25 protein-coding genes are annotated in these 26,802 nt (G+C 57.0%); 15 read left to right on the top strand and 10 right to left on the bottom strand.

Going from position 1 to position 26,802, the window contains the following annotated elements; genetic code table 11:
- Window positions 1–3 precede the first annotated feature (3 nt).
- From ACE3MN_RS16205 to ACE3MN_RS16175, 7 genes are all read left to right on the top strand, one after another.
- A complete protein-coding gene (locus ACE3MN_RS16205) occupies window positions 4–378 on the top strand; it encodes a YcfL family protein (RefSeq protein WP_004131416.1) in 375 nt (124 codons plus the stop codon).
- A gap of 12 nt (window positions 379–390) precedes the next feature.
- Complete coding sequence (lpoB, locus tag ACE3MN_RS16200; protein WP_004131417.1) at window positions 391–1,026, top strand: penicillin-binding protein activator LpoB; 636 nt, start codon at window positions 391–393, stop codon at window positions 1,024–1,026.
- Complete coding sequence (thiK, locus tag ACE3MN_RS16195) at window positions 1,007–1,825, top strand: thiamine kinase (protein WP_049130240.1); 819 nt, start codon at window positions 1,007–1,009, stop codon at window positions 1,823–1,825. Before lpoB ends, thiK begins: the two co-directional genes overlap by 20 nt.
- A 31-nt stretch (window positions 1,826–1,856) precedes the next feature.
- Window positions 1,857–2,867 (top strand): beta-N-acetylhexosaminidase, encoded by a 1,011-nt coding sequence (gene nagZ / locus ACE3MN_RS16190; protein ID WP_155552354.1) that lies wholly within the window; start codon window positions 1,857–1,859, stop codon window positions 2,865–2,867.
- 36 nt (window positions 2,868–2,903) lie between these two features.
- A complete protein-coding gene (gene ycfP / locus ACE3MN_RS16185; RefSeq protein ID WP_024359540.1) occupies window positions 2,904–3,446 on the top strand; it encodes an alpha/beta hydrolase YcfP in 543 nt (180 codons plus the stop codon).
- Window positions 3,447–3,679: 233 nt separating this feature from the next.
- Window positions 3,680–4,984, top strand: coding sequence for an NAD(P)/FAD-dependent oxidoreductase (locus ACE3MN_RS16180; RefSeq protein ID WP_024359539.1), 1,305 nt, complete (start codon window positions 3,680–3,682; stop codon window positions 4,982–4,984).
- A 225-nt stretch (window positions 4,985–5,209) separates the two neighbouring features.
- Complete coding sequence (locus ACE3MN_RS16175) at window positions 5,210–5,749, top strand: glycine zipper 2TM domain-containing protein (RefSeq protein WP_004131424.1); 540 nt, start codon at window positions 5,210–5,212, stop codon at window positions 5,747–5,749.
- A gap of 56 nt (window positions 5,750–5,805) precedes the next feature.
- Here the strand turns inward: ACE3MN_RS16175 and ACE3MN_RS16170 are convergent, their stop codons facing one another.
- From ACE3MN_RS16170 to ACE3MN_RS16160, 3 genes are all read right to left on the bottom strand, one after another.
- Window positions 5,806–7,983, bottom strand: coding sequence for a TonB-dependent siderophore receptor (locus ACE3MN_RS16170; protein WP_102650274.1), 2,178 nt, complete (start codon window positions 7,981–7,983; stop codon window positions 5,806–5,808).
- A gap of 340 nt (window positions 7,984–8,323) precedes the next feature.
- On the bottom strand, window positions 8,324–8,959 hold the full coding sequence (locus tag ACE3MN_RS16165; protein ID WP_024359537.1) for a TetR/AcrR family transcriptional regulator: 636 nt from the start codon (window positions 8,957–8,959) through the stop codon (window positions 8,324–8,326).
- Window positions 8,956–9,084 (bottom strand): hypothetical protein, encoded by a 129-nt coding sequence (locus ACE3MN_RS16160; RefSeq protein WP_162685316.1) that lies wholly within the window; start codon window positions 9,082–9,084, stop codon window positions 8,956–8,958. The genes ACE3MN_RS16165 and ACE3MN_RS16160 overlap by 4 nt, the downstream gene beginning before the upstream one ends.
- A gap of 124 nt (window positions 9,085–9,208) precedes the next feature.
- Between ACE3MN_RS16160 and bhsA the strand changes: the two genes are divergently transcribed.
- On the top strand, window positions 9,209–9,466 hold the full coding sequence (gene bhsA, locus ACE3MN_RS16155) for a multiple stress resistance protein BhsA (RefSeq protein WP_004131427.1): 258 nt from the start codon (window positions 9,209–9,211) through the stop codon (window positions 9,464–9,466).
- A gap of 218 nt (window positions 9,467–9,684) precedes the next feature.
- On the opposite strand, the gene ACE3MN_RS16150 is transcribed toward bhsA, so the two are convergent.
- On the bottom strand, window positions 9,685–10,644 hold the full coding sequence (locus tag ACE3MN_RS16150; protein WP_004138369.1) for a L,D-transpeptidase family protein: 960 nt from the start codon (window positions 10,642–10,644) through the stop codon (window positions 9,685–9,687).
- Between the two features lie 167 nt (window positions 10,645–10,811).
- Window positions 10,812–14,258, bottom strand: coding sequence for a transcription-repair coupling factor (gene mfd, locus ACE3MN_RS16145; protein ID WP_102650273.1), 3,447 nt, complete (start codon window positions 14,256–14,258; stop codon window positions 10,812–10,814).
- Between the two features lie 305 nt (window positions 14,259–14,563).
- On the opposite strand from mfd, the gene lolC reads away from it, so the two are divergent.
- From lolC to ACE3MN_RS16115, 6 genes are read left to right on the top strand one after another with little or no spacing between them, the layout of a single operon-like run.
- A complete protein-coding gene (gene lolC, locus ACE3MN_RS16140; protein WP_004131430.1) occupies window positions 14,564–15,763 on the top strand; it encodes a lipoprotein-releasing ABC transporter permease subunit LolC in 1,200 nt (399 codons plus the stop codon).
- Window positions 15,756–16,457 (top strand): lipoprotein-releasing ABC transporter ATP-binding protein LolD, encoded by a 702-nt coding sequence (gene lolD, locus ACE3MN_RS16135; protein ID WP_004138368.1) that lies wholly within the window; start codon window positions 15,756–15,758, stop codon window positions 16,455–16,457. The genes lolC and lolD overlap by 8 nt, the downstream gene beginning before the upstream one ends.
- A complete protein-coding gene (gene lolE, locus ACE3MN_RS16130) occupies window positions 16,457–17,701 on the top strand; it encodes a lipoprotein-releasing ABC transporter permease subunit LolE (RefSeq protein WP_024359532.1) in 1,245 nt (414 codons plus the stop codon). The genes lolD and lolE overlap by 1 nt, the downstream gene beginning before the upstream one ends.
- 48 nt (window positions 17,702–17,749) lie before the next feature.
- A complete protein-coding gene (gene nagK / locus ACE3MN_RS16125; protein WP_024359531.1) occupies window positions 17,750–18,661 on the top strand; it encodes an N-acetylglucosamine kinase in 912 nt (303 codons plus the stop codon).
- A gap of 14 nt (window positions 18,662–18,675) precedes the next feature.
- Complete coding sequence (cobB, locus tag ACE3MN_RS16120; RefSeq protein WP_024359530.1) at window positions 18,676–19,521, top strand: Sir2 family NAD+-dependent deacetylase; 846 nt, start codon at window positions 18,676–18,678, stop codon at window positions 19,519–19,521.
- Window positions 19,522–19,549: 28 nt separating this feature from the next.
- Window positions 19,550–19,855: a hypothetical protein gene (locus tag ACE3MN_RS16115; RefSeq protein ID WP_102650272.1), complete on the top strand. Its 306-nt coding sequence runs from the start codon at window positions 19,550–19,552 to the stop codon at window positions 19,853–19,855.
- Window positions 19,856–20,201: 346 nt separating this feature from the next.
- On the opposite strand, the gene potD is transcribed toward ACE3MN_RS16115, so the two are convergent.
- The 4 genes from potD to potA are packed head-to-tail and all read right to left on the bottom strand — an operon-like array spanning window position 20,202 to window position 24,004.
- A complete protein-coding gene (gene potD / locus ACE3MN_RS16110; RefSeq protein WP_024359528.1) occupies window positions 20,202–21,248 on the bottom strand; it encodes a spermidine/putrescine ABC transporter substrate-binding protein PotD in 1,047 nt (348 codons plus the stop codon).
- A complete protein-coding gene (gene potC, locus ACE3MN_RS16105) occupies window positions 21,245–22,030 on the bottom strand; it encodes a spermidine/putrescine ABC transporter permease PotC (protein ID WP_004138360.1) in 786 nt (261 codons plus the stop codon). The genes potD and potC overlap by 4 nt, the downstream gene beginning before the upstream one ends.
- Window positions 22,027–22,884 carry a spermidine/putrescine ABC transporter permease PotB gene (potB, locus tag ACE3MN_RS16100; RefSeq protein ID WP_004131456.1) on the bottom strand — a complete coding sequence of 286 codons (858 nt, stop codon included), beginning with the start codon at window positions 22,882–22,884 and terminating at the stop codon, window positions 22,027–22,029. Before potB ends, potC begins: the two co-directional genes overlap by 4 nt.
- A complete protein-coding gene (gene potA / locus ACE3MN_RS16095) occupies window positions 22,868–24,004 on the bottom strand; it encodes a spermidine/putrescine ABC transporter ATP-binding protein PotA (protein WP_004138358.1) in 1,137 nt (378 codons plus the stop codon). Before potA ends, potB begins: the two co-directional genes overlap by 17 nt.
- A gap of 257 nt (window positions 24,005–24,261) precedes the next feature.
- Between potA and pepT the strand changes: the two genes are divergently transcribed.
- Window positions 24,262–25,491 (top strand): peptidase T, encoded by a 1,230-nt coding sequence (gene pepT / locus ACE3MN_RS16090; protein WP_102650270.1) that lies wholly within the window; start codon window positions 24,262–24,264, stop codon window positions 25,489–25,491.
- Between the two features lie 116 nt (window positions 25,492–25,607).
- On the opposite strand, the gene ACE3MN_RS16085 is transcribed toward pepT, so the two are convergent.
- Entirely contained in the window at window positions 25,608–26,729 is a 1,122-nt protein-coding gene (locus tag ACE3MN_RS16085; RefSeq protein ID WP_004131462.1) for a cupin domain-containing protein, read from the bottom strand.
- Window positions 26,730–26,802: the final 73 nt, after the last annotated feature.

Raw genomic sequence — 26,802 nt, 5'->3', positions numbered from 1 at the left:
TCCATGCGCGCAGCCCATTTCGGCGCACTTCTGGCCGTGACGTTACTGGCCGGGTGCGGTTCGCATCCGGAAATTCCGGTCAGCGATCGGCAAAGTCTGGTGATGGAATCAAACGTACTGGCGGCGGGAATTAGCGCTGAAGTACCGACGGTGACCGCATCCGAGATTCAAGCGACGGCGACCACCAGATTGTTTAATGAACGCCAGGTGCCGGTGACCGTGCATTATCGCTTTTTCTGGTATGACGCCAGGGGGCTGGAAATGCATCCGCTGGATCCGGCGCGCAGTATAACGGTTCCGGCGCACTCTTCCGTTACGCTGTATGGCAGCGCCAATATTCTGGGGGCGCACAAAGCCCGACTTTATCTTTATCTGTAAGAGGTAATCGTAATGATTAAACTATGTCGCTATGCATTAGTTACCGCACTGGCGATATTCCTTGCCGGATGCGTGGGGCAACGTCAAGAACCCGCTCCCGTTGAGGAAGCGCAGCCGAAGCCGCAGCAGCCGGTTCAGCCGCAGCCGACTGTGCCGACTATTCCCGCGATCCCTACGCAGCCGGGGCCGATTGAACACGGCGAGCAGCCAGCTCAGCCCGCGCCGCGCGTACGTCACTTTGACTGGAGTTCCGCGGTGCAGCCGATGATCGGGCAGATGCTGCAGGCCAGCGGCGTGAATGCGGGGAGTATTTTGCTGGTCGACAGCGTCAATAACCGCACCAACGGCACCCTGAATGCCGGTGAGGCCACCACGGCGCTGCGCAACGCGCTGGAAGGCAACGGAAAATTCACCCTGGTCTCGCAGCAGCAGCTGGGCGTAGCCAAACAGCAGCTAGGCCTGTCGCCGCAGGATAGCCTTGGCAGCCGCAGCAAAGCGATGGGCATTGCGCGTACCGTTGGCGCACAATATGTGCTCTATTCCAACGCGACCGGCAACGTCAATTCACCTGAGCTGAAAATGCAGCTGATGCTGGTACAGACCGGCGAAATTATCTGGTCAGGTAAAGGTGCAGTTCAGCAACAATAAGCTTACGCGCGACGAGGTGCTGTCGCGCTTTTTCCCGCGCTATAGGCCTGTCGCCGCGCTGTCCCAAAACGGGCTGAGCGGCGGCAGCTGCATTCTCAGCGATGGTCGGCAAAGGCGGGTGCTGCGCCAGCCGCACGATCCGCATGCGCCAGCCTGCGATTTTCGCCGTCAGTATCATGTCCTGTCACGCCTTCCCGATTCCTTAGCGCCCGCGCCGGTTTTTTATTCTCCCGCCTGGATGGTGGTGGAATACTGCACTGGCGACGTGGTCAACGCGTTACCGGAGTGTCCGGCGCTCGCAGGGTTACTGTATCATCTGCACCGGCAGCCGCGCTTTGGCTGGCGTATCGCGCTGCGGCCGCTGCTTGAGCTGTACTGGCAACAGTGCAGCCCCGCGCGGCGTACGCCAAGGTGGCTGCGCTGGCATAAACGCCTGCTGCGTCGCGGCGAGCCTCGGCCGCTGCGCCTCGCCCCGTTACATATGGATGTTCATGCGGGCAACATCGTTCACGGCGAGGCGGGGCTGCGGCTGATTGACTGGGAATATGCGGGCGATGGCGATATCGCGCTGGAGCTGGCGGCGGTGTGGATCGATCCCGCCGCGCATCGTCGGCTAGCCGCAGAATACGCGAGACAGGCGAGCATCGATGAGCATCAGCTCTGGCGGCAAATTCAGCGCTGGCGTCCGTGGGTGCGGCTGCTGATGGCGGGCTGGTACGAGCGGCGCTGGCAGCAAACCGGCGACCGGCAGTTTATTGCGCTGGCGGATGAGATATGGCGCCAGTTAGACAAAAAGTAAAAGGATAAGAGAGGTGGGTGTGGGTCCGGTAATGTTGGATGTCGAAGGTTTTGAACTGGATGCGGAAGAGCGTGAGATTCTGGCGCATCCTTTGGTTGGCGGGCTGATCTTGTTTACCCGCAACTATCACGATCCGGCGCAGCTGCGCGAGTTGGTTCGCCAGATCCGCGAGGCTTCGCGCAACCATCTGGTGGTGGCGGTAGACCAGGAAGGCGGGCGCGTGCAGCGTTTCCGTGAGGGTTTTACCCGTCTTCCCGCAGCGCAGTCCTTCGCTGCGCTGCTCGGCATGGAGGAGGGCGGTAAGCTGGCCGCAGAGGCCGGCTGGCTGATGGCCAGCGAAATGATCGCCATGGATATTGATATCAGCTTTGCGCCGGTGCTGGACGTTGGGCATATCAGCGCCGCTATTGGCGAGCGTTCTTATCACGACGATCCTGACAAAGCCCTGGCGATAGCTCGTCATTTTATTGACGGCATGCACGCTGCGGGCATGAAAACCACCGGTAAGCACTTTCCGGGACACGGAGCGGTGACGGCCGATTCCCATAAAGAGACGCCGCGCGATCCGCGCGCGGAAGCGGAAATTCGCGCCAGAGATATGTCCATCTTCCGTACGCTGATCGGCGAGCAGCGGCTGGACGCCATTATGCCCGCCCACGTTATCTACAGCGACGTCGACCCGCGCCCGGCCAGCGGCTCCGCGCATTGGTTAAAAACGGTCCTGCGCGGCGAGCTGGGCTTCGATGGGGTCATCTTCTCTGACGATCTCTCGATGGAAGGGGCGGCGATTATGGGCAGCTACGCCGAGCGCGGCCAGGCATCGCTGGATGCGGGTTGCGATATGATCCTCGTCTGCAATAATCGTAAGGGTGCGGTCAGCGTGCTGGATAACCTGTCGCCGATCAAAGCAGAGCGTGTTACGAAATTGTATCATAAAGGTTCCTTTAGCCGTCAGGCGTTAAGGGATTCCGCCCGCTGGAAGACGATCAGCGCGCAGCTTGAGCAGCTTCACGCGCGCTGGCAAGAGGCGAAATCCGCGTAATAAACCTGAAAGGCGTTGTTGTCTGGTGAGGATGCGATGATTATCTATTTACATGGTTTTGACTCAAACAGCCCCGGTAACCATGAGAAGGTGCTTCAGCTTCAGTTTATTGACCCCGATGTTCGGTTGATTAGCTACAGCACGCGGCATCCCAAACATGATATGCAGCACTTATTAAAAGAGGTCGATAAGATGCTGCAGCTGAGCGCCGACGATCGGCCGCTGATTTGCGGAGTGGGTCTCGGCGGTTTCTGGGCGGAGCGAATTGGCTTTCTTTGCGATATCCGCCAGGCCATTTTTAATCCAAACCTGTTTCCCAATGAAAACATGGAAGGGAAGATTGATCGGCCGGAAGAGTATGCGGATATCGCTACCAAGTGCGTTAACAATTTCCGCGAAAAAAACCGCGACCGTTGCCTGGTGGTGCTGTCACGCCAGGACGAAGCGCTGAATAGCCAGCGTTCGGCGGAGCTGCTGCACCATTACTATGAGATAATCTGGGATGAAGAGCAGACCCACAAATTTAAAAACATCTCCCCGCATCTGCAGCGAATAAAGGCCTTTAAAACCCTCGGCTGATCTCCTCCCGGCCCGCGATGTGCCAACATCGCGGGCTTTTTTTATCGATTTTGCGATTTCACGCTCAAAAAATATGCAGTAAAACTTGATGCATATCAATTTTGGTATGACCAATGCACCGTTCATGTTATTCTCGATCCCGCTGAATGGTTTCACTGCCGTAACCTGTTGTTAACTAAAGGTTATATGTATAACTTTTAATTAACAATTGGTTAATAATTTTAGGGGGTCGCGTGACTACACCATTGAAAAAAATAGTGATTGTGGGTGGTGGTGCCGGTGGGCTGGAGCTGGCTACCCAGTTGGGGAAAAAGCTGGGCCGTAATAAAAAGGCCAAAATTACGCTGGTCGATCGTAACCACAGCCACCTGTGGAAACCGCTGCTGCATGAAGTGGCGACCGGTTCACTTGATGAAGGTGTAGACGCGCTGAGCTATCTTGCTCACGCCCGTAACCACGACTTCCAGTTCCAGCTGGGGTCGGTGGTGGATATTAACCGCGAAACCAAAACGATCACCCTTGCCGAGCTGCATAACGAGAAGGGCGAGCTGCTGGTGCCCGAGCGTAAGCTGCCTTACGACACGCTGGTGATGGCGCTGGGAAGTACCTCGAACGACTTCAACACGCCAGGCGTGAAAGAGAACTGCATTTTCCTCGACAATCCGCATCAGGCGCGTCGTTTCCACCAGGAAATGCTGGACCTGTTCCTCAAGTATTCGGCGAATCTCGGGGCGAACGGCAAGGTGAATATCGCTATCGTTGGCGGTGGCGCGACCGGTGTCGAGCTGTCGGCAGAACTGCATAACGCGGTGAAGCAGCTGCACAGCTACGGCTATAAAGGGCTGACCAATGAAGCCCTGAACGTCACGCTGGTTGAAGCCGGCGAGCGCATTCTGCCCGCGCTGCCGCCGCGCATTTCCGGCGCCGCGCACAGCGAGCTGACCAAGCTTGGCGTTCGCGTACTGACCAAAACCATGGTCACCAGCGCCGATGCTAACGGCCTGCATACGAAAGAAGGCGAATTTATCCACGCTGACCTGATGGTCTGGGCGGCGGGGATTAAAGCGCCGGACTTTATGAAAGAGATTGGCGGTCTGGAAACCAACCGTATCAACCAGCTGGTAGTTGAGCCGACCCTGCAAACGACTCGCGACGCGGATATCTACGCTATCGGCGACTGCGCGTCCTGCGCCCGCCCGGAAGGCGGTTTTGTCCCGCCGCGCGCTCAGGCCGCGCACCAGATGGCGACCTGCGCTCTGTACAATATTGTGGCGCAGATGAAAGGTAAACCGCTGAAAGCTTATACCTATAAAGATCACGGCTCGCTGGTGTCGCTCTCTAACTATTCCACCGTTGGCAGCCTGATGGGCAACCTGATGCGCGGTTCAATGATGATCGAAGGGCGTATTGCGCGTTTCGTCTATATCTCTCTGTATCGCATGCACCAGATTGCGCTGCACGGTTACTTTAAAACCGGCCTGATGATGCTGGTTGGACGTATCAACCGCATTATTCGTCCGCGCCTGAAGCTGCATTAATGTCTATGGGCGGTAAAGCCAGAAGGTTTTGACCGCCCGTTTTCCTGTCGAATGATGAGAACAATCGACAGAATATCCTCCTGTCCTTCCCGGAAAACCCTCTCGGATTCCTCCGAATCCCATTGATTTGCCGTACGTTCACGCACTTTTCATCCGCTTTCTTATTTGCAAGCCTGATGGCTGGGTTGCAAAATTACAGGCAATAGCAACGAAGGAGGAAGTCCCGTGAATAAATCAATGTTGGCGGGTATAGGAATTGGCGTGGCTGCCGCGCTGGGCGTCGCAGCCGTTGCCGGTCTTAACGTGTTAGACCGCGGCCCGCAGTATGCCCAGGTAGTGTCCAGTACGCCGATAAAAGAGAGCGTCAAAACCCCGCGTCAGGAGTGCCGTAACGTCACCGTAACCCATCGTCGACCTGTGCAGGATGAAAACCGCATCGCCGGTTCCGTCTTAGGCGCGGTGGCCGGTGGGGTTATTGGTCATCAGTTCGGCGGCGGACGCGGCCGCGACGTTGCCACCGTCGTGGGCGCGCTGGGCGGCGGCTATGCCGGTAACCAGATTCAGGGCTCTATGCAGGAAGGGGATACCTACACCACGACGCAGCAGCGCTGTAAAACGGTGTACGACAAATCAGAGAAAATGCTCGGCTATGACGTCACTTACAAAATCGGCGATCAGCAGGGCAAAATCCGTATGGATCGCGACCCCGGTACGCAAATCCCGCTGGACAGCAATGGCCAGCTGATTCTGACTAACAAAGCGTAAAAAAGATGTATATCTTTATTAGCCCCTCAGGCTCTCTGGCCGAGGGGCTTTTTTTATCAGAAGCTCAGAGCGTAGTTCAGGCCGAAGGTACGGCCGCGACCTTTGTACTCGTATAGAGAACTGCTGCCGTAGGTCGGGCTGTAAAGCAGCGGCGCGCGCTGGCCCCATACGGTGACGTAATCTTCATTGAGCAGGTTCTCGATGCTGAAGGTCAGCTTGCCGACAGGGAGCGCGTAGCTGCCGATAAAGTCGACGGTATTGTAGCCATCGAGCTTATTGCCGCTGGCATCGCTTATATCAAACACCTGCTGGCTCTGCACCCGCAGCGACCACGGTTCCGGCGCCCAGCCAACCCAGGCGGTGGCCTTTGACGGCGAGGCGAGAGTGACGTCCCACTTCTGCCAGCTGCCATCGCTCTTCACCTGTGATTTCAAAACGTTAAAGTTAGCCCCGGCGCTCCAGTCGCTGTTCGGGAAGTAGTAATCCACCGCGCCCTCTACGCCATAAATACGGCGCTTATCGGACTGCACATCGATGGTCATATCGGTACGGTTAACGACGATGGTTTTATCGGAGGTCGAGTAGTAAGCCGCCAGCTGGGTACGCAAATTATCGCCGGTGTAGCGCCAGCCCAGTTCGTAGGAGTTAACTTTAATCCCCTGCAGCGGCGAATCGCCAACGTTGACGCTTGAGAGCAGCGGAAGATGGCCATTGACCGCCGCGCCGTATTTACCGATGCCGTAGTATTTGCCCGGATCCGGCAGCTCAACGCCCTGGGAGAAGTTAAACCAGGTCTGCTGACGGTCGGTGAGATGCGCCACAATCCCGGCATTAAACAGGAAGTTATCGTAATCGGTTTTTCCGCCCGGAATGGCATCCGCCGAGCTAACCTTGCCGCTGGCGACATCCTGCTGCTGGGCATAGCCGACAAAATCATCGACCCGGTTTTCCGTCCACTGATAACGCACGCCGCCGCTGATAGTGAAGATATCGTTCAGGTCATAGCTGGACTGCAGGAACGGCGCCAGGTTGGTGATGCTGTAGCCCGGGTAACGGCCGGTGGTGAAGATGGCCTGATTGTTCAGGCCGCCGGAAGACATCGACTGGCCCAAATCGAAGAACATCTGATTGGCGTTGAAGGTTTCATGGTCGGCGTCGATTCCCCAGGTCAGGTCCCAGCCGTCCAGCGGCTGGCTATTCAGGGTGATTTTCGCGCCGTACTGATCGGTATCCTGCTTTGAAGACGAGAAGCTGCTGACCTGGCCTTTGCTGAGCGTCGGGAAAGGATAAAAGGTTAGGGATTCATCGCGATAATAGACCTGACTGACCAGGTTCTGCCCGAGGAAATCGGCATCGGAGTACTGCAGGCTAATCAGGTGGCGTTCGGTGCCGGGGACGCGGTCGGAGTTCAGACCGTCGGTGGTAAAAGCTTTGCCGTCGCCGGTCACCGCCGACATATTTTTCCCCAGGTACAGGCCGTAATCGTCGCCCTGGCTTTTATAGTACTGCGTCACCAGCTGCAGCTGGCGGTTCTCGTCAATCTCAATGGTTCCCGTTCCCATCACATCCAGACGATCGGAATGCTGAAGCCCGGTTTGGGTATTATCCAGGAGCAGCGCATCGTGGTTACCGTCATACCAGCCGCCAAAACGCTGATAAGCGACCGATAAACGACCGGATGCGTGGTCTGTGCCGCCGCTTACCGCGGCCGCCACGCGTTCATCATGGTCGTTGCTGTTGGCAAAACCGGATTTACCCCCCAGCTCCAGATCGACCTGGCGCTCCTTTTGGCCCTTTTTGGTGACGATATTAATCAGGCCGCCGGTACTGCCGCCGCCGTACAGGGATGTTGCGCCGGAGATCACCTCGATGTGTTCAATGTTAAACGGATCGATAGAGTCTAACTGGCGGCTGTCGGTACGGGAGGAGTTAAGGCGAACGCCGTCGATCAGGACGACGATCGCGCGGCCGCGCATATTCATGCCGTAGTTGGTGCGTCCCTGGCTGCTGACGTCGATGCCGGGGATCAGCTGCGCCAGCACGTCTTTGAATTCTTTACCGCCCTGAACCTGCTGTTCAATTTCCTGGCCTTCAATAACCCAGGTGGTCTGGGCCATTTCTGCGACGGTACGGTGCGTTCGGTTAGCGCTGACGATCATGTTGTCATCAGCCGCCCAGGCGGGCAGGGCGGTTGCCAGCAGCAGTGGGTTTAGTACCCAGAGACGCTTGTTCATGCTCATTCCTTTTATGAGTTTATACCCGTCATTCTCCAAGTCGCAGGCGCGTTACTCGCCCCTACGGGGCCAGCGCTAGCGCAGTTCAAGGCACACGTGCCTTGTCCTGCAACTCGAATTATTAAGGGCTTACGATATCGTTGTTTTAGTTTTCCGATACGGGCGTACCGGTTGTTACACGGTGAAATAAACAGAAATGTTTAAAGCTGAATTTTGCCCGTATTGATTATTGTTATCAATATCATTCTCGTGAAATGCACAAAATAAATCACTGAAAACATGACGTTATGTAGGGATTAAGGGGGAGGGAACCGGTGGGAGCCCACCGGTGAGCGAGGCCTTAGCGCTGAAGAACCTGGGGCCACAGGCGCAGCGTGGTCTCGGCGATTTGCATGATTTTAGTGAAATCGGCGCCTTCGCGCGCGCCGATCGACATGCCTTGTAATATGCAGTTAAGGAACTGGGCCAACTGACGCACATCGCCCTCTGCCGGGAGTTCGCCGCGCAGCTGACGCTGCTGCAGAAACTGCGTAAGGGTCTGTTCCTGCATCGCGTGCCGCGACTTAACGGTATTGGCGATGTCGGTTGACGCCGCCGCCAGCGCCGCGGAGGTATTGATCATAAAACAGCCTGCCGGCGTCTCTTTACTGGTGAAGCAGGTCGCGACGGCGGTGAAATAATCGCGTAACGCCCGATCGACGCTTTTTTCCTCGTCAAAAAGAAGCGCTTCGTGTTTGGCGGCAAAGCGGGAGATATAGCGATCCAGCACCGCGCGAAACAACCCCTCTTTATTCACAAACTCTGCGTAGAGCGTAGGCGCTTTGGCGCCCGTTGCTTCCACTAAATCGGCGAGAGAGGTGGCTTCATAGCCGTGCTGCCAGAAGAGTGTCATGGCCTTATCCAGCGCCGCTTCCCTGTCGAACACTTTAGGTCGGCCACGGCTTTTTTTCGTGCAACTTTGAACGTCAGTTGTCATGGTGCCGCTGTACCTATGTTGGTTTGTTGAAAGGCCATTATAAAAATAAACCTTACGTGCTGCCAGCGATGTCGGTCTAAAAATAAATAATTCATATATGTATGAATTTTATGCTGTTTATAAATAGTTAAACGGTCGTTATAAAAATCGTTTGACGTGTGATGTGGATCACACTATCATTTCCCTATCGATCGTTAATTAAATGCGTTCGCCCCTACAATAACATTCATCTGCACAGGTATAACAATCATGAAAAACGTTAAAACGCTTGCCATCGCCGCGGTTCTTAGCTCACTCTCATTCGCCAGCTTTGCCGCTGTCGAAGTCCAGTCAACGCCGGCGGGTCAGCATAAAATCGGTACCGTTTCCGCCTCAGCCGGGACCAACCTCGGTTCGCTGGAAGATCAGCTGGCGCAAAAGGCGGAAGAGATGGGCGCAACCTCTTACCGTATTACGTCAGTCACAGGTCCTAACACCCTTCACGGGACTGCGGTTATTTACAAATAATTGTCACGCTACTCCTGTTATGCCACTGACCACGCGCGGATCTGACCCCCTTCAGCAGTCCGCGTGAAGTAAGAAAGCGTTGTCTCTGACGCGAAGCGGCGCCCACCCCTTATCTGGCGCCGCAACCCGCAAAAAAGCAGTACCCTGTTTGATTATTGCCATAAAAAAACCGCCCCAGTGAACTGTAGGCGGTTTTTTTTCGTCAACGATTCAGGAAACTATAGCGACTGCTCCGTGACGCGATGGTGGCGGGTGACATCAATTGGCATACCCGAACGCAGCGTCATTGCGCGTTCCATTACCTCGGTATCGGTCAGCTGCGCCTGTTTGAACGCTTGCATGATGTCATTGAGGACGATCGGTAGCGTCTGCGGATCGTCATCGATATGCTTCGACAGCGGCTGATGCACCTCCACCAGGCGGGCGCCGTTCGGCTCAACGGAAACCTTGATTGGCGTATTGATAATCGTCACCTTCGTTCCCGGGGTTATTTCGTTGTACAACGCTTTGATGTCGTCATCGCGCAGGCGAATACAGCCGGAGCTGACGCGCATGCCGATGCCGAAATCAGCATTAGTACCGTGCAGCAGGTACACGCCGCCGTACGCCGCCAGGCGAATGGCGTGGTGCCCCATCGGGTTATCCGGGCCGGCGGGCATCACGGCGGGCAGATCGATGCCCATGGCTTTATAGCGGGCGCGAATATTGGCCGTTGGCGTCCAGGTCGGGTTGGCGCGTTTGTCGGAGACGGTGGTGACCATTGTCGGCGTGATGGTATCACCGCCGAGCTGACCGATGCCGATAGGATACACGGTCACTTCACTTCTTCCTGGCGGATAGTAATAGAGGCGAAGTTCGGCGAGGTTAAGGACTAACCCTTCTCGCGGCGCGTCAGGCAGCAGAGTTTGCAGCGGAATCGTCAGCACGCTACCGGCTCGCGGAACATAAGGGTCCACGCCGGGGTTCGCCTGGAGCAGGGCCAGAAAACCGACGTTATACTTTTTAGCGATCGCTTCGAGCGAGCCGCCGTTATTCTCGACCACGTGGAACTGGTTTTGCCCGACCAGACGGCTGCCCGGCGGCGGCAGGGGCCAGGTATTGGCGCGAGCGGGCAGCGCCAGCGCGGTGGCGATAGCTATCATCCCCAGCCAGAGAGAAATTCGCGAAAAGCTTTTCATCACTCTAATTTCCATAATAAGTAAGTGGTTATTTTTATACGAAAAGTCCCTGAGATTATGGTGAAACGAGTGTCTGGAAGTTCAGAGGGATTGCAAAATGTTTGTAAATTTTGCCGCACAGGCGGTGAGGGGCGGGATACGGCGCGCGGACCGTATCCCGAATGCTATCAGGCGGTGGCGTTCTCTTCCAGCTGGCGCATAAACTGGCGCACCCACTCCATCCGCGTTTTACGCTCGGCGAGATCCTGCATAAACTTCAGACGCGTCGGGCCGTCCAGGCGATAGTGCTGGGGCTGCTTCTGCAACAGACTAATCAGCCACACCGGGTTAACGTTATTCTTCTCGTTAAACTCAATGGTGCCGCCTTTTTCGTTGCTCTCCAGCTTACGGATCCCCAGCTTCTGCGCCTGCTGGCGCAGTCGGGCGATGTCGAGCAGGTTTCTTGCCGGATCCGGCAGCAGGCCAAAGCGATCGATAAGCTCGACTTTGATCTCCTCCAGCTCATTCTCGTTCTTCGCGCTGGCAACGCGTTTGTAGAACGACAGGCGCGTATTGACGTCGGGGATGAAGTCGTCCGGCAGCAGCGACGGCATCCGTAGCTCAACTTCGGTCTGCTGGCTGGTGAGATCCTCCAGCGAGGGCTCGCGTCCGGCTTTTAGCGCGTCAACGGCATTTTCCAGCAGCTCCATGTAGAGAGAGAAACCGATGGTTTCCATAGAGCCGCTCTGATCTTCGCCCAGCAGTTCACCCGCGCCGCGAATTTCGAGGTCGTGGGTGGCCAGCGCGAATCCGGCGCCGAGATCTTCCAGCGACGCGATAGCCTCAAGGCGTTTTTGCGCATCGGTGGTCATCGCTTTTGGATGCGGCGTCAACAGCCATGCGTAGGCCTGATGATGCGAACGCCCGACGCGGCCGCGCAGCTGGTGCAGCTGAGCCAGCCCGAAGTGATCGGCGCGCTCGATAATAATGGTGTTCGCCGTCGGAATGTCGATCCCGGTCTCGATAATGGTGGTACATACCAGCACGTTAAAACGCTGGTGGTGGAAATCGTTCATCACCCGTTCGAGTTCGCGTTCGCGCATCTGCCCGTGGCCAATGGCGATACGCGCTTCCGGCACCAGCTCCGCGAGTCTTTCCGCCGCTTTTTGAATATTCTCGACGTCATTATAGAGATAGTAGACCTGGCCGCCGCGCAGCACCTCACGCAGGATCGCCTCGCGTACCACCAGCGCGTCATATTCGCGAACGAAGGTTTTGACCGCCAGACGCCGTGCGGGGGGCGTGGCGATGATCGAGAGGTCGCGCATACCGCTCATTGCCATATTCAGCGTTCGCGGAATCGGCGTCGCGGTCAGGGTCAGGATATCGACGTCGGCGCGCATTGCCTTAATGCGCTCTTTGTGGCGTACGCCAAAGCGGTGCTCTTCATCGACAATCAGCAGGCCGAGATCGCGCAGCTTAACGTCCGGCTGCAGCAGCTTATGGGTGCCGATAAGAATATCGATTTTCCCCTCCGCGACCTGCTCAAGGATCTGCGCCTGCTCTTTAGCGCTCCGAAAGCGCGAGAGCATCTCAATGCGCACCGGCCAGTTGGCGAAGCGATCGCGGAAGTTATCGAAGTGCTGCTGGGCGAGGAGGGTGGTAGGCACCAGCACCGCCACCTGCTTATGGTTTTCCACCGCCAGAAACGCGGCGCGCATCGCCACTTCCGTCTTGCCGAAGCCAACGTCGCCGCACACCAGGCGGTCCATCGCCAGCGGCTGGCACATATCGCTCAGTACGGCGTTGATGGCCTGCGCCTGATCGGGCGTGGTTTCGAACGGGAAGCCGTCGCAGAACAGCTGATACTGCTCTTTATCATGTTTAAATGCGTAGCCCGCTTTTGCCGCGCGCTGGGCGTAGATATCCAGCAGCTCGGCGGCCACGTCGCGCACCTTTTCGGCGGCTTTTTGCCGCGCTCGCGCCCACGCATCGCCGCCCAGCTTGTGCAGCGGCGCATTCTCTTCCGCGCCGCCGGCGTAGCGGCTAATCAGATGCAGCGACGATACCGGCACGTACAGTTTGGCGTCGTTCGCGTAGGTCAGCATCAGGTATTCGCCGTTAATCCCGCCCGCCTCAAGCGTGGTCATGCCGGCGTAGCGCCCAACCCCATGCTCAAGATGCACCACCGGTTGGCCGATATGCAGCTCCGCCAGGTTACGGATTAAGGTGTCCGGATTGATGGTGCGGCGTGAATCCTGACGACGGCGGGCGACGCGCTCGCCCAGCAGATCGCTTTCGCAAATCAGCGCCAGATTCCGCTGGCTATCGATAAAGCCATGCTCTGCCGAGCCAATCATCAGATAGCGGCCGTTAGCCGTCGCCTTTTCAAGACGCAGGATATGCTTTGGCGCGATTTTAATGCGCGCCAGCATTTCGCCGAGCGCCTCGCGACGCCCCTCGCTCTCGACCGAGAAAATCACCGGCCCGCTGAAGGACTCGAGGAAGCGACGCAGATTATCCAGCGGCGCTTTGTTCTGCGCCTGGATCGCCAGCTCGGGTAGTTTCTGGTAGCCGAGGTTGGTATTGGCGGCTTTTTCCGCCAGACGCTCGGTTTTGAGCTGTACGCGCGGCCATTTTTTCAGCTCGCTAAACAGTTCATCACTGCGTAGCCACAGCTGCTCCGGCGGCAAAAGCGGGCGCATCGGATCGACGCCGCGGTTTTCAAAGCGGGCGCGCGTTTCGTTCTGGAAACGTTCGGCGCTGGCTTCCAGATCGCCGGTGTTAACGATCAGCGTTTTCGCCGGGAAATAGCTGAACAGCGGCGGCAGCGGCTCGTTAAAGAACAGCGGCTGCCAGTATTCGATCCCCGCAGGCAGCGTGCCTTTACTGACCTGCTGATAAATATGCTCGGCGTCGCGTTTGACCTCAAAGCGGTCGCGCCACTGGCTGCGGAACAGCTCGATGGCGGCCTGATCCGTCGGGAATTCGTGCGCCGGAAGCAGGTTGATGCTGGCGACTTCCTCCAGCGTACGCTGGCTGTCGACGTCGAACAGACGCAGGCTATCTATCTCATCATCAAAAAAATCGAGACGATAGGGCTGCTCGCTGCCCATAGGGAACAGGTCAAGCAATGCGCCGCGGGTGGCGTACTCGCCGTGCTCCATCACCTGGTCGACGTGACGATAGCCGGCGCTATCCAACTGGGCGCGCAGCGCATCCCGCGACAGCCGCTGGCCTTTTTTCATCACCAGCGCGTGGCCGTGGAGGAAATTATGCGGACAGACGCGCTGCATCAGGGTGCTGACCGGAATGATTAATACGCCGCGTTCCATCGTCGGGAGCTGGTATAAGGTAGCGAGACGCGAAGAGATAATGTCCTGGTGCGGGGAGAAGCTATCGTAGGGGAGCGTTTCCCAGTCCGCGAGGCCCGCCACCATGCTATCGGTAAACTGCCTGATTTCATCGTTCAGACGCAGGGCGTTTTGCATATCGGGGGCAATCAGTACCACCGGGCCGCCGTGGCGCTCGGCCATTTCCGCCACCAGAGTGGCGCAGGCCGCGCCGGTAAGTTCGCCAAGCTGGCGCTGATCGCCGGCTTTAACCGGCAGAGAGTATCGGTATTGTTCAGGCATAGACGGTATCATGATCTCTTGGGTATTCGCTCAGCCGATATGGAGGGCAACTCGCTGATATTCAATAGTGAGATTATCCGCGATTGACCCGGATTCGCCAACCCGTATCGCAAAGGTCATGTTTTGGCCAGAAATGTAACGAACTCCGATAAGCGTAAAGTTAAATAACGACTTGCTCATCTATCTTGTTGTTTATATTGAATTTTTGTTATTATTGCCAATAAAATCTACAGGTATCAGTCATTTACGCTGCTCATAATCGCTTATATACTCGGGCATCGGCTATCAGCAATCAGATGGATGACATGTATCAACCTGCCGCACTCTTTATCGGCCTTCGCTATATGCGTGGGCGCGCAGCCGACCGCTTCGGTCGTTTCGTCTCCTGGCTCTCGACCATTGGCATTACGCTTGGCGTCATGGCGCTGGTTACCGTTCTGTCGGTGATGAACGGCTTTGAGCGCGAGCTGCAAAATAACATCCTGGGGCTGATGCCGCAGGCCATCCTTAGCGCCAAGCAGGGGTCCATAAACCCGCAACAGCTGCCGGAAAGCGCGGCCAGATTACAGGGCGTCACCCGCGTGGCGCCGCTGACCACCGGCGATGTGGTGCTGCAAAGCGCCCGCAGCGTGGCGGTTGGCGTAATGCTCGGCATCGACCCGGCGCAAAAAGATCCCCTGACGCCTTACCTGGTTAACGTCAAGCAGAGCGATCTGCAGGCCGGAAAGTATAACGTCATCCTGGGCGAGCAGCTGGCAGGGCAGTTGGGCGTCAATCGCGGCGACCAGATCCGCGTGATGGTGCCCTCCGCCAGCCAGTTCACCCCGATGGGGCGGGTTCCCAGCCAGCGTCTGTTTAACGTGATCGGCACCTTTGCCGCCAACAGCGAAGTCGATGGCTATCAGATGTTGACCAACATCGACGACGCTTCGCGCCTGATGCGCTATCCGCAGGGGAATATTACCGGCTGGCGGCTGTGGCTGAATCAGCCTTTACAGGTGGATACCCTCAGCCAGCAGACGCTACCGGAAGGGACCAAATGGCAGGACTGGCGCGAACGTAAAGGCGAGCTGTTCCAGGCCGTGCGGATGGAAAAAAATATGATGGGCCTGCTGTTGAGCCTGATCGTCGCCGTCGCCGCTTTTAACATCATTACCTCGCTAGGCATGATGGTCATGGAAAAGCAGGGCGAGGTGGCGATCCTCCAGACTCTCGGCCTGACGCCGCGGCAGATCATGCTGGTCTTTATGGTCCAGGGCGCGAGCGCCGGGATCGTCGGCGCGCTGCTTGGCGCCGGACTGGGCGCGCTGCTTGCCAGCCAGCTGAATAATTTGATGCCGATTATCGGCGCGTTCCTCGACGGCGCCGCGCTGCCGGTAGCCATTGAGCCGCTACAGGTGATCGTGATTGCCCTGGTGGCAATGGCGCTGGCATTACTCTCTACGTTGTATCCTTCATGGCGCGCTGCCGCCACTCAACCCGCTGAGGCTTTACGTTATGAATAAGATCCTGCTGCAATGCGACAACCTGTGCAAACGCTATCAGGAAGGCAGCGTGCAAACCGACGTGTTGCATGATGTCAGCTTCAGCATTGAAGAGGGCGAGATGATGGCGATTGTCGGCACCTCCGGTTCCGGCAAAAGTACGCTGCTGCATCTGCTTGGCGGGCTGGATACGCCGACCTCCGGCGACGTTATCTTTTCCGGTCAGTCGATGAGCCGACTCTCAGCCGCCGCGCGCGCCGATCTGCGCAACCGCGAGCTGGGCTTTATTTATCAGTTTCACCACCTGCTGCCGGATTTCACCGCGCTGGAAAACGTGGCGATGCCGCTGTTAATCGGTAAACAGAAGGCGGCGGATATTGAGCGTCAGGCGAAAGCGATGCTGCGCGCCGTCGGGCTTGAGCACCGCAGCGACCACCGCCCGTCGGAGCTCTCCGGCGGCGAGCGTCAGCGCGTAGCGATTGCCCGCGCGCTGGTCAATAAACCGCGGCTGGTGCTGGCGGATGAACCTACCGGTAACCTTGATGCCCGCAACGCCGACAGCATTTTTCAGCTGCTTGGCGAACTGAACGTGGCGCAGCGCACCGCCTTTCTGGTGGTGACCCACGACCTGCAGCTGGCAAAACGGATGAGCCGCCAGCTGGAGATGCGCGACGGGCGCCTGACCGCCGAACTCTCCCTGATGGGGGCTGAGTAATGGCTTCTCCGTTATCATTATTGATTGCCCTGCGCTTTAGCCGCGGACGGCGGCGCGGAGGGATGGTTTCGCTGATTTCAGTTATCTCGACCATCGGCATTGCGCTAGGCGTGGCGGTGCTGATCGTTGGCCTGAGCGCCATGAACGGCTTCGAGCGCGAGCTCAACAACCGCATTCTGGCGGTGGTGCCGCACGGTGAAATTGAGCCGGTGAACCAGCCGTGGAACAACTGGAACGAAGCGCTAGCGAAGGTTGAAAAGGTCAAAGGCATCGTTGCCGCGGCGCCTTACATTAACTTCACCGGGCTGGTGGAGAGCGGCAGCAACATGCGCGCTATCCAGGTAAAGGGCGTCGATCCGCAGCAGGAGAGCCGCCTCAGTTCGCTACCCAACTTTGTACAGAACAACGCGTGGGCCAGCTTTAAAGCCGGAGAGCAGCAGGTGATCCTCGGTAAAGGCGTCGCCGATGCGCTGCACGTTAAGCAGGGCGACTGGGTGTCAATCATGATCCCCAACTCGGATGCCGACCACCAGCTGCTGCAGCCAAAGCGCGTCAGGCTCCACGTTACCGGTATTTTGCAGCTCAGCGGCCAGCTCGATCATAGTTTTGCCATGATCCCCATGCAGGATGCGCAGCAGTACCTTGAAATGGGCAGCAGCGTGACCGGTATCGCCATTAAAGTCACCGATGTGTTCCACGCGAACACCCTGGTGCGCGATGCCGGCGAAGTGACCAACAGCTACGTATACATTAAGAGTTGGATAGGCACCTATGGCTATATGTACCGCGACATCCAGATGATCCGCGCCATTATGTACCTCGCGATGGTGCTGGTGATCGGCGTGGCCTGCTTTAACATCGTCTCGACCCTGGTGATGGCGGTGAAGGATAAAAGCGGCGATATTGCGGTGCTGCGCACGCTTGGCGCAAAAGACGGGCTGATCCGCGCGATTTTCGTATGGTATGGTTTACTTGCCGGTTCGGTAGGGAGCCTGATTGGGGTGGCGATTGGCGTTATCTGCGCCTTCAAGCTGACCGCAATCATTAACGGTATTGAGAACCTGATCGGGCATAAATTCCTCTCCGGCGACATCTATTTTATTGACTTCCTGCCGTCTGAACTGCACTGGCTGGACGTCGTTTACGTGCTGGTGACAGCACTGTTGCTGAGTTTGCTGGCCAGCTGGTATCCCGCCCGCCGCGCCAGCCGCATTGACCCGGCGAGGGTGCTGAGTGGCCAGTAATTTATCGTCATGGTCGGCTTTGCTGACCAGTAAAGAGGAATTGCTGAAATGTACTATGGATTTGACATTGGCGGCAGCAAGATAGCGCTGGGCATATTTGATAAAGCGCGGCGGCTGCAGTGGGAAAAACGCGTCGCCACGCCGAAAGAGAGCTACGAAGCATTTTTGCAGGCGGTAGAAGCGCTGGTACAGGAAGCTGACCAGCGCTTTGGTTGCCAGGGCTCGGTGGGCATTGGTATTCCGGGCATGCCGGAAACTGAAGACGGCACGCTGTACGCCGCCAACGTTCCCGCCGCCAGCGGCAGACGGCTGCGGGCCGATCTGAGCGAGCGTCTGGGGCGCGACGTGCGCCTTGATAACGACGCCAACTGTTTTGCCCTCTCCGAAGCGTGGGACGATGAATTTACGCAATATCCGCTGGTGATGGGGCTGATCCTCGGCACCGGGGTTGGCGGCGGTCTGGTGCTTAACGGTAAATCGATTACCGGGCATCGCTATATTACCGGCGAATTCGGCCATATCCGCCTGCCGGTGGATGCGCTGGAAGTGGTAGGGCGTGATTTTCCTCTGACCCGCTGCGGCTGCGGTCAGCTGGGCTGTATTGAAAACTATCTTTCCGGGCGCGGTTTCGCCTGGTTATACCAACACTTTTATCAACAATCCTTAACCTCACCCGAGATCGTCGCGCTCTGGCAACAGGGAGACGCGAAGGCGCGCGAGCACGTTGAGCGCTATCTCGATCTGCTGGCGGTGTGTCTGGGCAATATTTTAACGATTGTCGACCCCGATCTGCTGGTGCTTGGCGGAGGATTGTCTAACTTTACTGCAATAACCGAAGGGCTGGCGCAGCGCCTGCCGCGACATCTGCTTCCCGTTGCCAGCGTGCCGCGTATTGAGCGCGCGCGTCATGGCGATGCCGGAGGTATGCGCGGTGCGGCCTTCCTTCATCTGACTCAATAACGACAGAGGTAGCTATGCAGTCGCGCCGCTTACACCGATTAAGCCGATTTCGCCGCAACAAGCGCCGGTTACGAGACCGTTTGCGCCAGCGGATTTTCTTCGGCGAAGATAAGGAGACACCTGAAACGATGGAAAAACCAAGAGTCGTGGTGCTAACCGGCGCGGGCATTTCGGCGGAGTCGGGAATTAAAACCTTCCGCGCCGCAGATGGTCTGTGGGAAGAGCATCGGGTGGAAGACGTGGCGACGCCGGAAGGTTTCGCCCGCGACCCGGCGCTGGTACAGGCGTTTTACAACGACCGCCGCCGCCAGCTGCAAAGCCCTGACATTGCGCCCAATGCGGCGCATCAGGCGCTGGCGCGGCTGGAAGAGGCGCTGGGCGACCATTTCCTGCTGGTGACCCAGAATATCGATAATCTACACGAACGCGCGGGTAACCGGCGGATAATACACATGCACGGCGAACTGCTGAAGGTGCGTTGCTCGTGGAGTGGGCAGGTGCTGGAGTGGACCGGCGATGTGACCACGGAGGATAAATGCCACTGCTGCCAGTTTCCCGCGCCGCTGCGCCCGCACGTGGTGTGGTTCGGCGAGATGCCGCTGGATATGGATGAAATCTACCTGGCGCTGGCCGAGTGCGATATCTTTATCGCCATCGGCACTTCCGGGCACGTTTATCCGGCGGCCGGCTTTGTCCACGAAGCGCGGCTGCAGGGCGCCCATACGGTTGAGCTAAACCTCGAACCAAGCCAGGTGGGCAGCGAATTTGCTGAAAAGCACTATGGCCTGGCAAGCGAAGAAGTACCGAGGTTTGTGGAAAAATTGCTGCATGAGGTCGCCAGGTCGACGCCACGTCTTTGATAAATCGCAATGGAAAACAGGAGCGGCTATGGATAGCCCGTTAGTGATATCTTTCATTATTTTTATTGCCGCAGTTGGGATTGGGCTGTGGAGTCAGTATTGCCTGCCCCGTCTTTCCGATAGCCGAAATATCCTGTTTATTATTTGTTTTTTTCTCGGTATCGGATCCGCCGCTTCATGTTTGTTTCATCTGCTCTATCTGCTGTTGGTCGGCCAGAGCGCACAGGGCGATATCGCCGCGTTCGGTACGCTTATTACGATAGCAGCGCTCTGGAAGCAGCTGAACTATGTCACCGACGCCGCAAATAAACGTAAGGGAAAGCGCAAAGAGTAGGCCTCTGGCGGGTCGTAAAAAAGCCGCCGCCGTAATTCGCTCTCACCCAGGCTGGCGAAAGCCTGGTGACAGATTGAAAGACAGAACAACAGGATAACTAACCCTTGTAACACATCTTAGAGCCTATCCCATCAGGACTCTTTCACTGGCCATTTTGGACCTGGGCAGTGCTTGACACAATACGGAAGTACTTTGAACGCCCTTCAGGGCGGCCCGGAGGGCGAGCGTAGCGAGACAATCCTCACGTGCTGCGTGTACGTCCGGTTTCTGTGCGTTGTTCGTGCGCCAATAACGCCTACCGGGATAAGCGCATACTGCCGGGCCGAAGCCCGGCAGTATGGCGAAATTAACGACCCGCTTTCAGTTTCTGATAATACTCTTCATACAGGGTGCTGGCGCTGCCGACATCGTTCTGCCATTCGCCTTTCTGAATCGTTGCGGCGTCCGGGTAGAGCGATTTATCATTGGCGACTTCCGGGCTCAGCATCTTACGCGCGGCCAGGTTTGGCGTCGGGTAGCCGATGGTTTCCGCTACCTGTTTGGCGATTTCCGGGCGCAGCAGGAAGTTGATCAGCTTCAGCGCGCCGTCGACGTTTTTGGCGTTTGCCGGAATCGACAGGCTATCCATCCAGAAGATGCCGCCTTCTTTCGGCCACACCACTTCCAGCGGCGTACCGGCCTGACGCGCGACCCACGCGGAGCCGTTCCATACCATGCCGAGGTTTACTTCGCCTTCCATATACGGGTTCGCCGGGTTATCCGAGTTGAACGCCGCCACGTTCGGCATTAGCTTTTTCAGCTCGTTATAGGCCGCCTCGATCTCTTTGGGATCGGTGGTATTGCCGGAGTAACCCAGCTTACGCAGCGCTACCTGGAACACTTCGCGCGCGTCGTCGGTGAGCAGCAGGCTGCTCTTATACTCTGGCTTCCACAGATCCGCCCAGCTGGTGACGGTTTTGGGATCGATCTCGTCGCTGTTGATGCCAATGGCCGTCGCGCCCCAGATGTACGGAATCGAGTAGTCGTTGTTCGGGTCGAAGGGTTTGTTGAGCATTTCAGGATCGAGGTTGCCGAAGTTGCTCAGCTTGCTCTTATCGATCTTCTGCAGCATGCCCTCTTTGCGCATTTTGTCGACGAAGTAGGTGGACGGCACCACCAGGTCGTAGGCGCCGTCTTTATAGGTTTTGAGCTTGGCGTACATGGTTTCATTCGATTCGTAGGTCGAATAGATAACCTTGATGCCGGTCTCTTTGGTGAACTGCTCCAGCAGTCCCGGCGGGACATACTCGGTCCAGTTGTAGAAATAGAGCGTTTTGCTATCGTCCGCATGCGCGGCGCTCATCCCGACTGCCAGAGCGCCCGCAGCGAGCAGGTGGCGTGACCATTTTTTCATTTTAACGTCCCCTGAGTTTTATCACGTGCAATTAACTGGCTGGCAATAACCATCACCAGCGACAGAACCAACAGAATGGTCGCCAGCGCGTTAACCTCTGGCGATACCCCCACTTTAACCATCGAATAAATCTTCAGTGGCAAGATCTCATAACCCGGCCCGGTGACGAACGAAGAAACCACCACATCATCCATCGACAGGGTAAAGCTCAGCAGCCACCCCGCGGCCACCGCGGGCAGCGCCAGCGGCAAAATGATTTTTCGCAGAATGGTCAGTTCGCTGGCGCCGAGATCTTTTGCGGCTTCCAGCATGCGTACATCGAAGCCTTTCAGGCGCGAAAACACCGTGACCACCACGAAGGGGAGGCAAAAAGTGATATGCGAAAAAAGCAGCGACCAGAATCCCAGCTGAATGCCGATCAGCATAAACAGCACCAGCAGAGAAATCGCCATCACGATATCCGGCGACATCATCACCACGAACAGCATCCCGCTGACGAATGGCTTGCCGCGAAAGCGATAGCGGTAAAGCGCTACGGCGGTCAACGAGCCGATAAGGGTGGCGAAGGTGGCCGACAGCACCGCCATGGTCAGCGAGTGCTGCGCCGCCTGCAGCAGGCTGTCGTTATTCATCAGCAGGCTATACCAGTTGGTGGTGAAACCCTGCCAGTTGATGCCAAAGCGCGAACTGTTAAACGAATTCACGATCAGAATAATAATGGGGATGTAGAGATACGCGTAAATGGCGGTCATAAAGCCGCCGCGCAGCAGTCGACCAATCATTCCAGCTCCACCTTTTTATTCAGTAAGCGCGCCGCGCGCCAGTAAATCAGCAGCATCAGGCCCATCACCAGCGTCAGCGTGATGCTGGTCGCCGCGCCGAACGGCCAGTCGCGAATGTTGAGGAACTGGCTCTTTATCACGTTGCCGATCAGCAGGTTCTTCGCGCCGCCCATCAGGTCGGAAACGTAGAACAGCCCCATCGCCGGAAGCATCACCAGCAGGCAGCCGGCGATAATGCCCGGCATGGTCAGTGGAATGATGATGCGGATAAAGGTTTGCAGCTTACTGGCGCCAAGATCTCTCGCCGCTTCCAGCAGCGGGCGGTCGAGCTTCTCGATGCTGGAGTAGAGCGGCATCACCATAAACGGCAGCAGAATATAGACCAGGCCGATAATGACCGCCGAGGGGGTGTACATAATGCGCAGCGGCGTATCGATGACCCCCAGCCACAGCAAAAATTCGTTGAGGTAGCCCTTGGTGCTGAGGAAAATCTTCAGCCCGTAGATACGAATCAGCGAGTTGGTCCAGAACGGCACGATCAGCAGAAACAGCATCAGCGGGCGCACCTTTTCCGGCAGCCTTGCCAGGAACCAGGCGAAAGGGTAGCCGAGCGCCAGGCAGGCCAGCGTCGCCAGCAGCGCCATATTCAACGAATGCAACAGCACGTCGTAGTAGAGCGGGTCGAGCAGGCGCGCGTAGTTATCCAGCGTAAAGACCAGCTTAACGAAGTTGGTATCGTCGCGGGTCAGGAAGCTGGTAGCGATGATCATCAGGTTGGGCAAAAAGACGAACAGCACAAGCCAGCCCACGATGGTGGCGATCACCACATTCTGGAATTTACTTGTGTTCTTCATCGGCCAGCACAACCTCCCAGCTTTCTACCCAGTTAATGGCCATTTTCTGGTCGAGAGAGTGGTCAAAATCAGGATCGTCTTCATTAAAGAATTCGCTGACCATGACCATTTTGCCGTTTTCCAGTTCAACCACCGATTCCAGCGTCATGCCTTTATAGTTGCGTTCGCGGATATAGCCTATCAAGCCATCGGCATCGTTACTGTGGTGGATCTCATCCACGCGCAGATCTTCCGGACGCAGCAGAACGTTAAGCCGCTGGCCTTTTTCAACGGCGAAGCTGACGTAAATATTGCATTCGCGGCCTTCGACGCTGGCGCGCACCCGCTGCTCGTCGATCCGCTCGATGACTGTGGCATCGAAGATGTTGATTTCGCCGATAAAGCTGGCGACAAACAGGTTTTTTGGCTCTTCGTAGATCTCGCGCGGCGTGCCGTCCTGCTCAATTTTACCCTCGCGCATGACCACGATGCGGTCGGACATGGTCAGCGCCTCCTCCTGATCGTGGGTCACGAAGACGAAGGTGATGCCGAGCTTACGCTGAAGCGCCTTCAGCTCATTCTGCATCTGCTTGCGCAGTTTATAATCAAGTGCGGAGAGAGATTCATCAAGCAGCAGCAGGCGCGGTTTGTTGACTACCGCGCGGGCGATGGCGACGCGCTGCTGCTGGCCGCCGGAGAGCTGATGCGGTTTACGCTGGGCAAACGCGTCAAGCTGCACCATACGCAGGGCGTCGTGGACGCGGGGGGTAATTTCCGCGGCCGGGGTTTTCTGCATACGCAGGCCAAAGGCGACGTTTTCAAACACCGTCATGTGCGGAAACAGCGCATAGCTTTGAAAGACGGTGTTAACGTGGCGGTTTTCCGCCGGGATATGGGTGATATCGTGATCTTCGAGATGGATTCGGCCGCTATCGACGCTTTCCAGGCCGGCGATAAGACGAAGAACGGTTGTTTTACCGCAGCCGGAGGGGCCAAGCAGGGTGAGAAACTCACCGTTGTTGATGGTCAGATTGAGGTCGGATATTACCGTTTTACCATCAAAGCTTTTGCGAATTCCCGCCAGCTGAACCAGCGGAGAACGCGAACGCGGTTGTGTATTCAATTTTTGACTCTGTCCCATGTAGGCGCAGCGGAAAGCTTACCGATGCGGGGTCTGTGGTTAACCACCTTTGGTTTGACACATAAAATAATAAGGCCGAGCATTCTACGGCAAACGATTGTAATCGCCAATGATTGATGCGCCATGATGAGCTACCTTTACAACATTATCGTGCGAAATGGATTAAATTCTCATTTGCCGGGCTAAAAATGACCTGACGCAATATTTGTCTTTTCCGGCTTATCAATAATGTTGTCACAAAAGAAGAGGGTGGCTACATGGATAAATTGCTTGAGCGTTTTTTGCAGTACGTTTCTTTAGACACGCAGTCGAAGCCTGGCGTGCGTCAGGTACCGAGTACGGAAGGTCAGTGGAAGCTGTTACGTCTGCTTCAGGCGCAGCTGCAAGAAATGGGACTGGTGAACGTGACGCTGAGTGAGAAAGGGACGGTCATGGGCACCCTGCCGGCTAACGTTGAGGGTGATATTCCGGCCGTTGGTTTTATTTCCCATGTCGATACGTCGCCTGACTTCAGCGGTAAGAATGTTAATCCGCAGATCGTCGAAAACTACCGCGGCGGTGATATCGCTCTCGGTATTGGCGACGAGGTTCTCTCCCCGGTGATGTTCCCGGTACTGCACCAGCTGCTCGGGCAGACGCTGATTACCACCGATGGCAAAACGCTGCTCGGCGCGGATGACAAAGCGGGCATCGCGGAGATCATGACCGCGCTGGCGACGCTAAAAGCGAAGAATATTCCCCACGGCGATATCCGCGTCGCCTTTACGCCGGATGAAGAGGTGGGTAAAGGGGCGAAGCATTTTGATGTCGCGGCATTCGATGCGCGCTGGGCTTACACCGTCGACGGCGGCGGCGTGGGTGAACTGGAGTTCGAGAACTTTAACGCCGCCTCGGTGACGATTAAGATCGTGGGTAATAACGTTCATCCCGGCACGGCGAAAGGGGTGATGGTGAACGCCCTATCGCTGGCGGCGCGCATTCATGCCGAGGTGCCAGCGGACGAAGCGCCCGAGACCACCGAAGGCTACGAGGGTTTCTACCATCTGGCCAGCATCAAAGGCACCGTCGATCGGGCAGATATGCACTACATCATCCGCGATTTTGACCGGAAGCAGTTTGAGGCCCGCAAGCGCAAGATGATGGAGATCGCCAAAAAGGTCGGCAAGGGGCTTCATCCGGATTGCTATATCGAGCTGGTCATTGAGGACAGCTATTACAATATGCATGAGAAGGTGATGGCGCACCCGCACGTGGTCGATATCGCCCGCCAGGCGATGGTGGATTGCGATATTGAACCGCAGTTAAAGCCGATTCGCGGCGGTACCGACGGCGCGCAGCTCTCGTTTATGGGCCTGCCGTGCCCGAACCTGTTTACCGGCGGCTATAACTGCCACGGGAAGCATGAGTTTGTGACGCTTGAAGGCATGGAGAAGGCGGTGCAGGTGATTGTACGCATTGCCGAGCTGACGGCGAAACGCGGCGCATAAAGGTTCTATAAGCTACGGCCCGGTGAGGTGGTGAAACTGACGGTGCGGTAGGCAAATGTAGAATGCCATCCCATAGGCCCGGTGAGGCGCCAGCCGCCACCGGGCAAACAGATGGCTCAGTCCTCAAAGAACCAGTAGCCGCTGTTGACTAGCGCGGCCAGCAGGGCGAGGAAGGAGGGATCTTCCAGCGCATCGCCGAGATGCTCTGCGTTTAGCGTCAGATGAGTCGCCAGGGCATCCAGCGCCGGGCGGTGCGGTGAGTTGATTTTCTCGCCGTTGACGAATACCTCGCCATCAATCCGCAGCACGCGCAGACCGCCGAGCCGCGACAGCTTGTCCCCCTGCTGCAGCGCATCGTAAATTTCATCCGGCTGATATGGCGGCTCCGGCGGCGCGACATCCAGTTCGTGGCGGGACTGGGTGATAAACTCGCCAAACCACTGCTTAAAGTGCTCCGGCTGGTTAATCAGCCCCAGCATCATCTCGCGCAGACGATCCAGTTCAACCGGCAAAATGTCGGCAGGATGGTCGCGAGACGGTACGTCCGGATCGGCGTAGCGCTGGCTGCCCAGTTCGCGCTGCAAAACGTAATCGGCAAAGCCGCTGAACAGCTCACGGGCATTTGGCGCGCGATAGCCGACCGAATAGTTAAGCGAATTTTCCAGCGAGTAGCCTTCATGCGGGAATCCCGGCGGAATATACAGAATATCGCCCGGCTCCATCTCTTCATCAATAATGGCTTCAAACGGATCGACCTGCAGCAGGTCAGGATGCGGACAGTGCTGTTTCATCGGCACTTTTTCGCCCACGCGCCAGCGGCGGCGGCCGGTCCCCTGAATGATGAACACATCGTACTGGTCGAGATGCGGACCGACGCCGCCGCCCGGGACGGAAAACGAGATCATCAGATCGTCGATGCGCCAGTCGGGCAGAGCGCGGAACGGATGCATCAGCGCCGCCGTTGGCTGGTGCCAGTTATTAACCGCCTGTACCAGCAGCGACCAGTTATTCTCGCTCAGGTGATCGTAGCTCTCGAAGGGGCCGTGGCTAACCTGCCATTTACCGTCCTGATGACTGACCAGGCGGCTATCGACTTCGCTCTCCATCGCCAGTCCGGCCAGCTCGTCCGGGCTTAACGGATCGACGAAATTAGCAAAGCCCCGTTTTAGCACTACAGGGCGTTTTTGCCAGTAGCGTTCGATAAAGTCGGGCCAGTTAAGCGTTAATTGATAATCCATATTTATATTCCACAGCAGGTGTCTGATAGGGATTATAACGGATGCGGCACCAGCATGATGCAGGCGCCGTTAA

The sequence above is a fragment of the Klebsiella grimontii genome (assembly GCF_042137965.1).
GTDB lineage: Bacteria > Pseudomonadota > Gammaproteobacteria > Enterobacterales > Enterobacteriaceae > Klebsiella > Klebsiella grimontii.
This window is presented reverse-complemented; position numbering and strand designations above follow the sequence as displayed.

Bases quoted from the DNA above. Each gene is read 5' to 3' on its own strand.
- ACE3MN_RS16205 (WP_004131416.1), top strand. From the start codon at position 4: ATGCGCGCAGCCCATTTCGGCGCACTTCTGGCCGTGACGTTACTGGCC.
- lpoB (WP_004131417.1), top strand. From the start codon at position 391: ATGATTAAACTATGTCGCTATGCATTAGTTACCGCACTGGCGATATTC.
- nagZ (WP_155552354.1), top strand. From the start codon at position 1,857: ATGTTGGATGTCGAAGGTTTTGAACTGGATGCGGAAGAGCGTGAGATT.
- ycfP (WP_024359540.1), top strand. From the start codon at position 2,904: ATGATTATCTATTTACATGGTTTTGACTCAAACAGCCCCGGTAACCAT.
- ACE3MN_RS16170 (WP_102650274.1), bottom strand. From the start codon at position 7,983: ATGAACAAGCGTCTCTGGGTACTAAACCCACTGCTGCTGGCAACCGCC.
- ACE3MN_RS16165 (WP_024359537.1), bottom strand. From the start codon at position 8,959: ATGACAACTGACGTTCAAAGTTGCACGAAAAAAAGCCGTGGCCGACCT.
- bhsA (WP_004131427.1), top strand. From the start codon at position 9,209: ATGAAAAACGTTAAAACGCTTGCCATCGCCGCGGTTCTTAGCTCACTC.
- ACE3MN_RS16150 (WP_004138369.1), bottom strand. From the start codon at position 10,644: ATGAAAAGCTTTTCGCGAATTTCTCTCTGGCTGGGGATGATAGCTATC.
- mfd (WP_102650273.1), bottom strand. From the start codon at position 14,258: ATGCCTGAACAATACCGATACTCTCTGCCGGTTAAAGCCGGCGATCAG.
- lolC (WP_004131430.1), top strand. From the start codon at position 14,564: ATGTATCAACCTGCCGCACTCTTTATCGGCCTTCGCTATATGCGTGGG.
- lolD (WP_004138368.1), top strand. From the start codon at position 15,756: ATGAATAAGATCCTGCTGCAATGCGACAACCTGTGCAAACGCTATCAG.
- lolE (WP_024359532.1), top strand. From the start codon at position 16,457: ATGGCTTCTCCGTTATCATTATTGATTGCCCTGCGCTTTAGCCGCGGA.
- nagK (WP_024359531.1), top strand. From the start codon at position 17,750: ATGTACTATGGATTTGACATTGGCGGCAGCAAGATAGCGCTGGGCATA.
- cobB (WP_024359530.1), top strand. From the start codon at position 18,676: ATGCAGTCGCGCCGCTTACACCGATTAAGCCGATTTCGCCGCAACAAG.
- ACE3MN_RS16115 (WP_102650272.1), top strand. From the start codon at position 19,550: ATGGATAGCCCGTTAGTGATATCTTTCATTATTTTTATTGCCGCAGTT.
- potD (WP_024359528.1), bottom strand. From the start codon at position 21,248: ATGAAAAAATGGTCACGCCACCTGCTCGCTGCGGGCGCTCTGGCAGTC.
- potC (WP_004138360.1), bottom strand. From the start codon at position 22,030: ATGATTGGTCGACTGCTGCGCGGCGGCTTTATGACCGCCATTTACGCG.
- potB (WP_004131456.1), bottom strand. From the start codon at position 22,884: ATGAAGAACACAAGTAAATTCCAGAATGTGGTGATCGCCACCATCGTG.
- potA (WP_004138358.1), bottom strand. From the start codon at position 24,004: ATGGGACAGAGTCAAAAATTGAATACACAACCGCGTTCGCGTTCTCCG.
- pepT (WP_102650270.1), top strand. From the start codon at position 24,262: ATGGATAAATTGCTTGAGCGTTTTTTGCAGTACGTTTCTTTAGACACG.
- ACE3MN_RS16085 (WP_004131462.1), bottom strand. From the start codon at position 26,729: ATGGATTATCAATTAACGCTTAACTGGCCCGACTTTATCGAACGCTAC.